This window comes from Pseudomonas sp. SDO52101_S400, assembly GCF_054071635.1.
Genome location: NZ_JBSVWF010000099.1, coordinates 1 through 11,381, shown reverse-complemented (window position 1 = coordinate 11,381; position 11,381 = coordinate 1). Strand labels below are relative to the sequence as shown.

12 protein-coding genes are annotated in these 11,381 nt (G+C 59.5%); 6 read left to right on the top strand and 6 right to left on the bottom strand.

Annotation, left to right across the window (positions count from 1 at the left end):
- Positions 1–75: 75 nt before the first annotated feature.
- The 3 genes from ACW9HX_RS28080 to ACW9HX_RS28070 form a co-directional block, all read right to left on the bottom strand.
- Positions 76–564 (bottom strand): GNAT family N-acetyltransferase, encoded by a 489-nt coding sequence (locus ACW9HX_RS28080; RefSeq protein ID WP_457383084.1) that lies wholly within the window; start codon positions 562–564, stop codon positions 76–78.
- 316 nt (positions 565–880) lie between these two features.
- Positions 881–1,375, bottom strand: a complete 495-nt coding sequence (locus ACW9HX_RS28075) for a GyrI-like domain-containing protein (RefSeq protein ID WP_457383083.1) — start codon at positions 1,373–1,375, stop codon at positions 881–883.
- A gap of 68 nt (positions 1,376–1,443) precedes the next feature.
- Positions 1,444–2,106: a LysE family translocator gene (locus tag ACW9HX_RS28070; RefSeq protein WP_457383082.1), complete on the bottom strand. Its 663-nt coding sequence runs from the start codon at positions 2,104–2,106 to the stop codon at positions 1,444–1,446.
- 139 nt (positions 2,107–2,245) lie between these two features.
- Between ACW9HX_RS28070 and alaC the strand changes: the two genes are divergently transcribed.
- Positions 2,246–3,454 (top strand): alanine transaminase, encoded by a 1,209-nt coding sequence (gene alaC, locus ACW9HX_RS28065; RefSeq protein WP_457383081.1) that lies wholly within the window; start codon positions 2,246–2,248, stop codon positions 3,452–3,454.
- Positions 3,455–3,517: 63 nt separating this feature from the next.
- Here alaC and ACW9HX_RS28060 read toward each other — a convergent pair whose 3' ends face one another.
- Together ACW9HX_RS28060 and ACW9HX_RS28055 are read right to left on the bottom strand one after the other, a co-directional pair.
- The gene (locus ACW9HX_RS28060) at positions 3,518–4,870 is read right to left on the bottom strand and encodes a GntP family permease (RefSeq protein WP_457383080.1); all 1,353 of its coding nucleotides are present in this window, start codon (positions 4,868–4,870) and stop codon (positions 3,518–3,520) included.
- A gap of 82 nt (positions 4,871–4,952) precedes the next feature.
- Positions 4,953–5,486 (bottom strand): gluconokinase, encoded by a 534-nt coding sequence (locus ACW9HX_RS28055; protein ID WP_457383079.1) that lies wholly within the window; start codon positions 5,484–5,486, stop codon positions 4,953–4,955.
- Positions 5,487–5,702: 216 nt separating this feature from the next.
- Here ACW9HX_RS28055 and gntR point away from each other — a divergent pair, with 216 nt between their 5' ends.
- On the top strand, positions 5,703–6,734 hold the full coding sequence (gene gntR / locus ACW9HX_RS28050) for an HTH-type transcriptional regulator GntR (RefSeq protein ID WP_085697120.1): 1,032 nt from the start codon (positions 5,703–5,705) through the stop codon (positions 6,732–6,734).
- A gap of 145 nt (positions 6,735–6,879) precedes the next feature.
- A complete protein-coding gene (locus tag ACW9HX_RS28045; protein ID WP_457383078.1) occupies positions 6,880–7,590 on the top strand; it encodes a hypothetical protein in 711 nt (236 codons plus the stop codon).
- 6 nt (positions 7,591–7,596) lie between these two features.
- On the opposite strand, the gene ACW9HX_RS28040 is transcribed toward ACW9HX_RS28045, so the two are convergent.
- Entirely contained in the window at positions 7,597–8,475 is an 879-nt protein-coding gene (locus ACW9HX_RS28040; RefSeq protein ID WP_457383077.1) for a LysR family transcriptional regulator, read from the bottom strand.
- Between the two features lie 120 nt (positions 8,476–8,595).
- Here ACW9HX_RS28040 and ACW9HX_RS28035 point away from each other — a divergent pair, with 120 nt between their 5' ends.
- From ACW9HX_RS28035 to ACW9HX_RS28025, 3 genes are all read left to right on the top strand, one after another.
- Complete coding sequence (locus ACW9HX_RS28035; RefSeq protein WP_457383076.1) at positions 8,596–9,036, top strand: PACE efflux transporter; 441 nt, start codon at positions 8,596–8,598, stop codon at positions 9,034–9,036.
- Positions 9,037–9,161: 125 nt separating this feature from the next.
- Entirely contained in the window at positions 9,162–10,583 is a 1,422-nt protein-coding gene (locus tag ACW9HX_RS28030) for an MFS transporter (RefSeq protein WP_457383075.1), read from the top strand.
- Between the two features lie 152 nt (positions 10,584–10,735).
- Positions 10,736–11,302 (top strand): hypothetical protein, encoded by a 567-nt coding sequence (locus ACW9HX_RS28025; protein ID WP_457383074.1) that lies wholly within the window; start codon positions 10,736–10,738, stop codon positions 11,300–11,302.
- Positions 11,303–11,381: the final 79 nt, after the last annotated feature.

The following is an 11,381-nucleotide window of genomic DNA, read 5'->3' as shown; positions in this document are numbered from 1 at the left end:
TCAGTCAAACTAAATATCGACTGACACGACGCCTTCGCGAGCAAGCCCGCTCCCACAGGGGATTTGCAGTGTTCTTCAGAGGGTCAGGATCATCTCGTGCCACGCCATTCCGCCGTGGTCGGATTCGGACGGCTTGATGTAGGCAAAGCCGAATCCGGCGTACAGCGGAATGTGCCGTTCCTTGCACATCAGGTAAATCGTCGCCTTGCCCTGGGCGCGCATGCGCTCGATGAACTCGCCCAGCAGGCGCTTGGCCAGACCCTGGCCTTGGTAATCCGGGTGCACCACCACCGACATGATCACCACGTTCGGCCCCGCCGGATCGTGGCCGATCAGTTCCTTGAACGCCTCGTCCGACATCTGCACCTCGAACGCCGCGCCGGAGTTGATGAACCCTGCCACCTGCCCGTCCACTTCGGCGACGATAAAACCGTCCGGCCAGGTGGCGATGCGCGTGGCGATCTTCTCGCGGGTCGCGGCTTCGTCGCCTTCATAGGCGAGGGTCTCGATGGCGTAGCAGCGATCCAGGTCGGCGGCGGTGACATGGCGGATGACGGTGTTCATGGCGGCTCGAAATCAGTGAAAACAGAGGCGCCAAGGATAAAGGAATAAGGTGTTCATATCGATCCGCACAGGGGGCGTAAAGCCTGCGTATAAGCGCTTTTCTTCGGATTCTGGACGGTCTATTTCTGATGCCCGTCTCTGGTCACCCGAAGGGGAACAGTTTATGAGCAGCATGGAAATCGGCTTGTTGATGGTGTTGGGTATCAGCGCTTTCGGCTTCATCACCCTGGGCATCGACCTGTTGCGGGCACGACGGACCAAGGGCAAGTAGCAACCCATCGGCAGCGCGAATCGGATTCGCGCTGCCGGTTATTCATCAGGTTTTCTTTTCGACCGGGACGCAGATTTCCAGCTTGCCGGTATTGAGCTTCGGATTGAAATCGGCGCTGTAGCGTTCCAGCTCCGGGGCGTTGAGGCCCTTGTATTCGGATGCCGGCAGCCAGGTCTTGTAGATGTAATCAATGGTCTGTGGCAACAAGTCCAGCGAACCCTTGTGTTCGAATACCGCGTACTGACGCGGGAGGATTTCGATCCACGGATACTTTTCCTGCGGGAAGTCGTCCAGCTTCCTGATCTCGACCCCGGCCATGTAATCAAAACCACCGTTGCCGTCAAAATTGCTGCAAACGCCGTAGGTCACTTCGCCCTTCTGCCCCGGAATATTTCCGATGTGCGGGATCAGTTTTTCCCACAGCGCGGGGATGTCCTGAACGGTTTCTTTAGTGAAGCGATCGCGAAAACCTGCAATCAGCAGGAAGTGTCCATGTTCGAAGCGAGGTTCAGCCACTTCGACGCGTTTTTGCTCATCCATGACTCGACTCCTTGAACGAAAAAAGTGGGTTCGGCTGGGAGTATAGAAGCCAAACCCGTTTCGCACATTTACAGCGTGTGCAGGGCTTCGGCGGCGTCGGAGCCGACGAACTCGTTATAACCGGATACGATCACGTAGACTGCGAAATAGCAGAAGATCGCTGCAGATGCCATGTAGGAATAGCGCAACAGTTTGTCGCCCAGCAACTTGCCGCCATGGCTCGCGGCGAAGCACAGACCCGCCGACCACAGCAACCCGGCGCACAGGAAACCACCGAGGAACAGCGCCGAACTGAGCGGGCCACCGCCACCGGAACGGGCGATCAACGTGCCGCCCACTGCCGCGAACCACAGAATCGCGCTCGGCGACGACATGGCGAGAAAAATCCCACGAAAGAATTCCTTGCGATGGGAGTTCTGGCCAACTTCGGCCGTCGCCGCCAACTGCGCCTCGTGGTGGATCGCCGAATAGATCATCTTCGCCGCGAAGTAGATCAACAGCGCCGAACCGCCGATCCACAACACCCAGCGCACGGTTTCGTATTGCAGCAAAACGGTCATCCCGGCCAGGGCCAGAACGGCGTAGATCAGGTCGCCGACGCAGGTGCCAAGGCCCAGGGCGAAGCCCTGAAAATAGCCGCGCTGCATGGCCAGAGTGATCATCGCGATGTTGGCCACGCCGATGTCCAGGCACAGCGAAAGGCTCAGCAAGAAGCCGCTGGTGAATTCCATTAACCGCTTTCCTTGGGAAAAAATTGTTGTCGTGCACGCTGGACAGTCTGCCATCGCTGCCCTTATCTTCCGCCACAGGTCACCGCAGTGACCAGCGTCGCTCGGACGGTTCCGGGCGCTTACGTTATCCGAGGCAACAATGGCTGAACAAGGTTCGCCGCGCCGCTTTGCGCGCATAGATCGACTCCCCCCTTACGTTTTCAACATCACCGCCGAGCTGAAGATGGCCGCCCGACGTCGTGGCGAAGACATCATCGACTTGAGCATGGGCAACCCCGACGGCGCCACGCCGCCGCACATCGTTGAAAAACTGGTGCAGGTTGCACAACGCGAAGACACCCACGGTTACTCCACGTCCAAGGGCATTCCGCGCCTGCGTCGGGCGATTTCCAACTGGTACAAGGAACGCTACGAGGTCGATATCGACCCGGAAAGCGAAGCCATCGTCACCATCGGTTCCAAGGAAGGCCTGGCGCACCTGATGCTCGCGACCCTGGATCAGGGCGACACGGTATTGGTGCCGAACCCGAGCTACCCGATTCACATCTACGGTGCCGTGATTGCCGGCGCCCAGGTGCGGTCGGTGCCGCTGGTGCCAGGCGTGGACTTCTTCGCCGAGCTGGAGCGTGCGATTCGCGGTTCGATCCCGAAACCGAAAATGATGATCCTTGGCTTCCCGTCCAACCCCACCGCGCAGTGCGTGGAGCTGGACTTCTTCGAACGGGTGATCGCCCTCGCCAAACAGTACGACGTGCTGGTGGTACACGACCTGGCCTACGCCGACATCGTCTACGACGGCTGGAAAGCCCCGTCGATCATGCAAGTGCCGGGCGCCAAGGACATCGCGGTGGAGTTCTTCACCCTGTCCAAGAGCTACAACATGGCAGGCTGGCGCATCGGTTTCATGGTCGGCAACCCGGAACTGGTCAACGCCCTGGCGCGGATCAAGAGCTATCACGACTACGGCACTTTCACCCCGCTGCAGGTTGCCGCGATTGCTGCGCTGGAAGGCGATCAGCAATGCGTTCGCGACATCGCCGAGCAATATCGCCAGCGCCGCAACGTGCTGGTCAAAGGCCTGCATGAGCTGGGCTGGATGGTCGAGAATCCGAAAGCCTCGATGTACGTCTGGGCGAAGATTCCCGAAGCCTATGCACACCTCGGCTCCCTGGAATTCGCCAAGAAGCTGCTGGCCGAGGCCAAGGTCTGCGTCTCGCCGGGTGTCGGTTTTGGTGAGTACGGCGACGACCACGTGCGCTTCGCGCTGATCGAGAACCAGGACCGGATTCGCCAGGCGGTACGCGGGATTCGCGGGATGTTCCGGGCGGATGGCCTGGTGACCAAGTAACTCGCGAATTGCCCCCACAAAAAAACCGCATCGCTGCGGTTTTTTTGTGTCTTGCGTTCGAGGTTAAACGAACAGCGACAGCAACAGAATGAAGCCCAGGCCAACCACCGACAGGATGGTTTCCATCGCTGTCCAGGTCTTGAAGGTTTCGGCCACGGTCATGTTGAAGTACTGCTTCACCAGCCAGAAACCGGCGTCGTTGACGTGGGACAGGATCAGCGAGCCGGCACCGGTGGCCAGCACCAGCAGCTCACGGTTCACACCCGGAATCATCCCGACCACCGGCACCACAATACCCGCGCCGGTGATGGTCGCCACTGTGGCCGAACCGGTCGCAATGCGGATCACCGCTGCCACCAGCCACGCCAGCAGGATCGGCGAGATCTGCGCGCTGACCGCCATGTGGCCGATCACGTCACCCACACCGCTGGTCACCAGCATCTGCTTGAAGCCGCCGCCGGCACCGATGATCAGGATGATCGCGGCGGTTGGCGCCAGGCTCGCATCCAGCCATTTGAGCATCTGCTGAGAACCGATGCCCTGCTTGGCGCCGAAGGTGTACAGCGACAGCAGCAAGGCCAGCAGCAGTGCCGAGATCGGGTGACCGATCATGTCCATCCAGGTGCGGAAGAAATGACCGTCCGGCAGTGCCACGTCAGCGAAGGTTTTCAGCAGCATCAGGAACACCGGCAGCAGCACGGTGACCAGAGTGATGCCGAAGCTTGGCAGCTTGGCCGAATCGGTTTCACGGGCCAGTTGATCGACCAGTTCCTGATTCGGTGTGCCCGGAATGTGCTTGGCGATGAACGTACCGAAGATCGGACCGGCAATGATGGCGGTCGGCAGCGCGACGATCAGACCGTAGAGAATGGTCTTGCCGATGTCGGCACCGAACACGCCGATGGCCAGCAGCGGCCCCGGGTGCGGCGGTACCAGACCGTGCACGGCGGACAGGCCGGCGAGCAGCGGGATACCGATCTTGATGATCGACACGCCGGTACGGCGAGCCACGATGAACACCAGCGGAATCAGCAGCACGAAGCCGATTTCGAAGAACAGCGGAATGCCCACCAGGAACGCGGCGAACATCATCGCCCACTGCACCTTGTCCTTGCCGAAGGCACGGATCAGGGTCTGGGCAATCTGATCGGCACCGCCGGATTCGGCCATCATTTTGCCGAGCATCGTGCCCAGCGCAAGGATGATGCCGACGAAACCGAGCACGCCACCGAAGCCGTCCTGGAACGCCTTGATGATGGTGCCGATCGGCATACCGGAGGTCAGGCCAAGGAACGCGGCGGCGATGGTCAGGGCAATGAAGGGATGGAGCTTGAACTTGGTGATCAGGACGATAAGCCCGATCACCGTGACCACTGCATCAAGCAGCAGGTAGGCGTCATGGGACATGCCAAACATTGGGGGTGTCTCCTGGTTTGTTGTTGTTATTAAAGCGGGTTAATCAGAAGTCGAAAGGACAGCGCTATCTTCACAATCACACTCATACCGCCTGTTTCAGACCATGGGCCTGCCACCAGACGTGGGCTTGCGACGCCAGTTCTTCAACGCTGTGGATCGAAGCGTTCAGGGCCAGGGTCAACGGCTCGCCTACCGGCGATTCGAGCGTAGCGAACTGGCTTTCGATCAATGTCGCCGGCATGAAATGACCCGGACGATGGGAAACGCGGTCAGCGGCGACTTCAGGCGTCAGCTCAAGAAACACGAAGCCCAGACCCGGCAAGGCGCTGCGCAGCACTTCGCGGTAACTGTGTTTGAGGGCCGAGCAGGTCAACACCGGGCGCTCGCCCAGTGCATCGACACGACGCAATTCAACGCACAGGCTGTCGAGCCAGCCGGCACGGTCTTCGTCGTTCAGGGGGATCCCCGCGCTCATCTTTTCGATGTTCGCGGCCGGATGGAAAGTATCGCCTTCAATGGCAGTGGCGCCGCTCAATTGGCACAGGGCCTCGCTGACGCACGTCTTGCCGCAACCGGCAACGCCCATGATGACCAGGGCGGTGATGGGATGATTCATGTAACACCTCAGCGCGCAGACAGCGCTACCTTTGCTAGCTATGACTCTAGTGCACAGGCAGAAGTTGCCGACGCCTTCTTGTCGTTTTTTTGGGTTGCAGCAGGTTTTATCCCAACGCCAAAAAGCGAGGATCAGGCAGGACCTCGCTTACGCATTTGCAGCTGCATAAGGACAGCGCTACCTTAGTGCCTTGATTTTTGTTTGGCAAGCCGCCCGATGACCACCCCTAAAAACGATAAAAACACCCGCACCACCGGCCGTCCCACCCTCAATGAAGTCGCCCGGCTGGCTGGCGTCAGTCCGATTACGGCTTCTCGCGCCCTGCGCGGGGTCAGCACCGTCGCCACCGAACTGGTGGAAAAAGTGCAAAAAGCCGCGCTTGAACTCAACTACGTGGTCAACCCCGCCGCTCGCGCCCTGGCCTCGGCCCAGAGCCATTCGGTGGTGGTCCTGGTGCCTTCGCTGTCCAACCTGTTGTTCATCGATACCCTGGAAGCCATTCATAGGGTGCTCACGCCCAAGGGCTTCGAAGTGCTGATCGGCAACTTCCACTATTCCCGCGATGAAGAAGAAAACCTGCTGCGCAACTACATGGCCTATCAGCCACGCGGCTTGCTGTTGACCGGGTTCGACCGCACTGAAAGTTCGCGACGGATGATCGAGGCCAGCAACATTCCCTGCGTGTACATGATGGAACTGGACAGCGCCGCCGGGGTGAACTGCGTCGGTTTCTCCCAGCTCAGCGCCGGGGAGACCGCGGCCGAGCATTTGCTGTCCCGTGGCCGCAAGCGTCTGGCGTACATCGGCGCGCAACTCGATCAGCGCACCCTGCTGCGCGGTGAAGGCTTTCGCAAGGCGTTGCAGAAAGCCGGTCGCTACGACCCGGACCTGGAAGTGCTGACCCCGCGATCATCATCCGTGGGCCTGGGCGGCGAGTTGTTCCTGCAATTGCTGGCGGCGCATCCGGACGTCGATGCGATCTTCTTCGGCAACGACGACCTGGCGCAGGGCGCCCTGCTCGAAGCGCTGCGCAACGGGATCAGGATCCCCGAGCAAGTGGCGATCCTCGGCTTCAACGACCTGCCGATGTCGGAGCACATGGTGCCGCGCCTGAGCAGCATCAACACCCCGCGCGAAGCCATCGGCCGGCGAGCGGCGGAGCAGATGCTGACATTGATGGCCGGCAACAGCGTGGCGCGACCGGTGGAAGATATGGGCTTCGAACTGAAGATTCGCGAGAGCACCTGACCTGCTCCCCTGCAATACTGCGGCCTTTTATATAAAGCTACTAAAAGGCCGCCTCTTTTTTGAAACTTCCACAGCTTGCCTTTATTCAACTTACACACTGCAATCAATTGCGACTTTCGTTAATGCAGCTTGCTCTATAGATTCCTTGCACGCACTTCCAGACTTCGAAGTCGCGTTTGAACTCATTCAAGGAAGAAATATGTACACCACAATAAAACACCTGATCGCATTGATTGGCAGCAGCCTGCTGCTCGCCGGACTCTCCACAAACGCGCTGGCCGAACCCGCAGGCCTGTGGCGCGCACCAGCCCCCATCGTCAAAGACGGTAGCAACTACAGCGTGATTCTCGATCGCGGCGAACTGAAGAAAGCCATTGCCGGCAGCAACAATAACTATCTGTTTACCGACACCGGCGCCGGCGTACAGTCATTGGTATTGATCGGCACTTCGACACAACTCATCGAGTTCCTGATCAAACACAAAGACCGTCAGATCGAGAATCGCATCAGTCAACTTCCCGATATTTATATGGGCATTGCACCTTTTACGCCGCAAAGCCGTTTCTCCGGCTTGTTCCCCTTGGGCGATGCTGTGACAGATATCGTCACGCAACTGACCAACTTCATTCCCGGTGGTGGTGCATGGCGCGACATCGCCAGCATTCCCGGCACACTTGTCGGTCTTCAGGCTGGCATCGACAAACTCAGCGAGGTACAGAAAACGTCCGGCAAATTGCTCTACGTAAAGTTCAGCTACTTGCCCGAAGAGCGCATGGTCAAGCTGGGACGCAATGCGGTCAGCTTCAATCAAGTGCTCAATACGCTGCAGGATAATTACCTGCTGAAAAAGCCTTGATCCGCGCTATTGGTGTTGACTCAGCAGTTGTACAAATGCTGCCGCGCCCTTTTGCAGTGGCTGGCTCTTGAGCCAGACAGCATGCACAGGTAATACCAGGCCGTTCTCGATATTACGGAAACTCAAACGCTTGAGTCTCCCCGTTTCGAGCAACGGCTGCACCACCGATAGTGGGAAATTGCCCCAGCCCAACCCCGCCTCGACCATCTCCAGCGCAGCCTCCAGCGTGTCGGTGCGCCAATGCGATTCGGCCACCAGCGGCCGGGTTTCGCTGATCGGCAAGTCGCGACTGGCGACGAAGATCTGCCGCACGTGTACGAGGTCTTCGAGAAACAGATCCTGCCCCTGTAACAACGGACTGTCCGCCGCGAGCGTGGCGATCATCCGTTCGCTGCCGACAAACTGAAAACGCTCCAGCACGTTCATGCTCAACCCGGCGAACGCCAGGCACACGCTGATGCGGCCACTGTGCAGCATCGCCAGCACGTCGTCCTGCGGCGCGGTCAGCACTTCGATGTCGAGCAGCGGATGACGCTCGGCAATCACCTTGATCGCTGCGAGCAAGCGGCGCCTGTCGATGTCCGCCACCACGCCAATCGACAGCTTGCTCTCCAGTCCCAGCGACAACTCCACCGCGTGCACCTGCAGTTGCTTGAGCTGTTCGGCAATCAGCCGCGCGTGGGGCACCAGCGACAGCGCCATCGCCGTCGGTTGCGGTTCACGATGGCTGCGGTCGAACAAGGCATAGCCAAGCTCCGCCTCAAGGTTACCGATGCCCATGCTGACCGCCGAAGGCACCCGGCCCAAAGCGCGGGCGGCTGCGGAGAACGAGCCACGATCAATCACCGCAAGAAACAGTTCGATGCTGTCGCTGTTGAAATTCAAAATACCACCTATCACCAAAACTGAAAGCTACTGACTTTTTCTGTCACCCACATTGAAGCTATCTTTCGTCGCCTTCGCCAGCCCCACTGGCCACAAGTCGCAAGAAAGAGGCAATTCTCCATGCAAGGTGTCAAACGCAAACTGGTCTACGTGTCGCTCTACGAAGTGATCGGCATGACCTTCTCTGCCCTCGGCCTGGCCCTGTTGTCCGGCACTTCGCCCGGCAGCACCGGCCCGCTGGCGGTGATCATCACCACCATCGCCGTGACCTGGAACTTCATCTACACCTCGCTGTTCGAGCACTGGGAAAGCCGCCAGAAATCGCGCACCCGCACGGTCAAACGGCGCATCGCCCACGCCGTGGGGTTCCAACTGACACTGATCGTGTTCCTGATTCCGTTGATCGCCTGGTGGATGAACATCAGTCTGGTGCAGGCCTTTCTGCTGGATCTGGCGCTGATCGTGTTCATCCCTTGCTACACCTTCGCCTTCAACTGGCTGTTCGACCGGGTGTTCGGTTTGCCGGCCTCGGCGCTGCCGGATCCGGTGCCCGCAGCATGAATCGCTAATAGGTAAACGGATATTGCAAGAAATCGGCGGTTTTCCCGTGCCAACCGCCGATATAAACAATCCTTGATTTCCGATAGCAGGCTAAGCTTTTCCATCATAAAAAAATGGATCGGCCCATGACTGCACACGCCCCCGCCGCGCAACGCGACGGCATTGACCCGATACGCGCCGCACAGGTTTCCGCCCGCATCGACCGCCTGCCGGCAGTCGCCACGATCTGGCGGCTGGTGGCGCTGCTGTCGATCGGTGGTTTCTTCGAACTCTACGACCTGTTCCAGACCGCCTACATCAGCCCCGGCCTGATCCGCGACGGCATCTTCGCCACCGGTAATCAGGGCGTGTTCGGTTTCTCCGATCAGGCTGCGTTCGCCTCGGCGACCTTCCTCGGCCTGTTTCTCGGCGCCAGCCTGCTCAGCCCGTTGGCGGATCGCTTCGGGCGGCGGGCGATCTTCACCTTCGCGCTGGTCTGGTACACCGTGGCCACGGTGCTGATGGGGATTCAGAGTTCGGCGCTGGGGATCATCTGCATGCGTTTTCTGGTGGGCATCGGCCTCGGTATCGAACTGGTGACCATCGATGCCTACCTCTCGGAACTGGTGCCCAAGCGCATGCGCAGTTCGGCTTTCGCCTTCGCGTTTTTCGTGCAATTCCTGTCGGTGCCGGCGGTGGCGTTGATGTCCTGGTGGCTGGTGCCGCAGGCGCCGTTCGGGGTGTCCGGCTGGCGCTGGGTGGTGCTGGCCAGTGCGGTGTTTGCGCTATTCATCTGGTGGCTGCGCAAACGCCTGCCGGAGTCGCCGCGCTGGCTGGCCCAGCATGGCCGCTTCGATGAGGCGAACCGGATCCTCGACGGCATCGAGGCGCGCTGCGAAAAGGATTACCGCCAGCCACTGGACGCACCGGAAGCCGTGGCAGTCGATGTCGAAGGCAAGGGCCGTTTCGCCGACATCTGGCAGCCACCGTACCGGCGCCGGGCACTGATGCTGATCGTCTTCCACATCTTCCAGGCCATCGGCTTCTTCGGCTTCGGCAACTGGTTGCCGGCGTTGCTTTCCGGTCAGGGTGTCAGCGTCACTCACAGCCTGATGTACGCGTTCATCATCACCCTCGCCTACCCGCTCGGGCCTCTGCTGTTCGTCAAATTCGCCAACCGTTTCGAGAACAAATGGCAGATCGTGGGCTCAGCCTTGGGCGCCATGACCTTCGGCACCTTGTTCGCGTTTCAGACCAGCGCTTTTGGCCTGATCGTCTGCGGTGTGATGATCACCTTCTGCAACGCCTGGCTGAGCTTCAGTTATCACTCCTATCAGAGCGAACTGTTCCCCACCAACATCCGCGCCCGGGCGGTGGGGTTCTGCTATTCGTTCAGTCGCTTGTCGACGGTGTTCAGCAGCCTGTTGATCGGTCTGTTCCTCGACCACTTCGGCACGCCGGGCGTATTGGCGTTCATCGTCGTCAGCATGTTGATCGTGATGCTGACCATCGGCTACTTCGGTCCTCGAACCCGCAACCTGGCGTTGGAAAACATCGCCCATCGCTGAGGGGCAACGGTCATCTTCTGCCGCCGGACGGCAAAGGATGACCGCTTCTGAAAACTGGAAATTCATTAACCTGCTGAATTCACGGGACTTATTCTGACGGCACGGTAATTGCTGCTTTACCGCCGACAGCAATTACCACAAGGTCCTCCATCATGTTGGTCAGCTCGAAACAAGCGGATCTGATTCATCTGCCCAAGCGCATCACCGATGACGCAACCGCCACGGCGGCGGCCGGCCTGCAAGGCGGGCTTCACGGCGCCATGCTGCAAACCCTGCAAAACCAGGCGCAGGCGCAAACCACCGATGCCACCAATCAGGTGCAAAGCTCGGCCACGCAACTCGCCACCCAGCAGGTCAGCGAAGCCACGCGTATCAGCGACAACGTCGACGAGGCGTTCGCCAAGACGCGTGTAAACCTGCAAGCGACCGATGCCACGTCGACCAAGACCGCCGGCACCTCCGCCACGGACGAATTCAAGGACTACATGAGCAAGTCGCCGGAACAGCGTCTGCGCGACAGCATCCTTAAGGAAATGGGTTTGACCGAAGACGACATCAAAGCCATGCCGCCAGAGAAACAACAGGCCATCGGCAAAGAGATCGCCGATCGCCTGCAGGACAAGATGAAGCTGGCCGAAGCCGAGAAACAGAACAAACAGGACGCCAACTCGGTCAAGATCAGCGACCAGTCGGCAGACAAGTTCCTCGCCGCACTCTGACTGCTGCCGGTTGAATCGGATTAAACACTGACACCTGTGGGAGCGGGCTTGCCCGCGATGGCGTCAGCACATTCAACAT

Coding starts and splice junctions, on each gene's coding strand:
- ACW9HX_RS28060 (WP_457383080.1), bottom strand. CDS start 4,870: ATGTTTGGCATGTCCCATGACGCCTACCTGCTGCTTGATGCAGTGGTC.
- gntR (WP_085697120.1), top strand. CDS start 5,703: ATGACCACCCCTAAAAACGATAAAAACACCCGCACCACCGGCCGTCCC.
- ACW9HX_RS28055 (WP_457383079.1), bottom strand. CDS start 5,486: ATGAATCATCCCATCACCGCCCTGGTCATCATGGGCGTTGCCGGTTGC.
- ACW9HX_RS28080 (WP_457383084.1), bottom strand. CDS start 564: ATGAACACCGTCATCCGCCATGTCACCGCCGCCGACCTGGATCGCTGC.
- ACW9HX_RS28070 (WP_457383082.1), bottom strand. CDS start 2,106: ATGGAATTCACCAGCGGCTTCTTGCTGAGCCTTTCGCTGTGCCTGGAC.
- ACW9HX_RS28075 (WP_457383083.1), bottom strand. CDS start 1,375: ATGGATGAGCAAAAACGCGTCGAAGTGGCTGAACCTCGCTTCGAACAT.
- ACW9HX_RS28025 (WP_457383074.1), top strand. CDS start 10,736: ATGTTGGTCAGCTCGAAACAAGCGGATCTGATTCATCTGCCCAAGCGC.
- alaC (WP_457383081.1), top strand. CDS start 2,246: ATGGCTGAACAAGGTTCGCCGCGCCGCTTTGCGCGCATAGATCGACTC.
- ACW9HX_RS28030 (WP_457383075.1), top strand. CDS start 9,162: ATGACTGCACACGCCCCCGCCGCGCAACGCGACGGCATTGACCCGATA.
- ACW9HX_RS28035 (WP_457383076.1), top strand. CDS start 8,596: ATGCAAGGTGTCAAACGCAAACTGGTCTACGTGTCGCTCTACGAAGTG.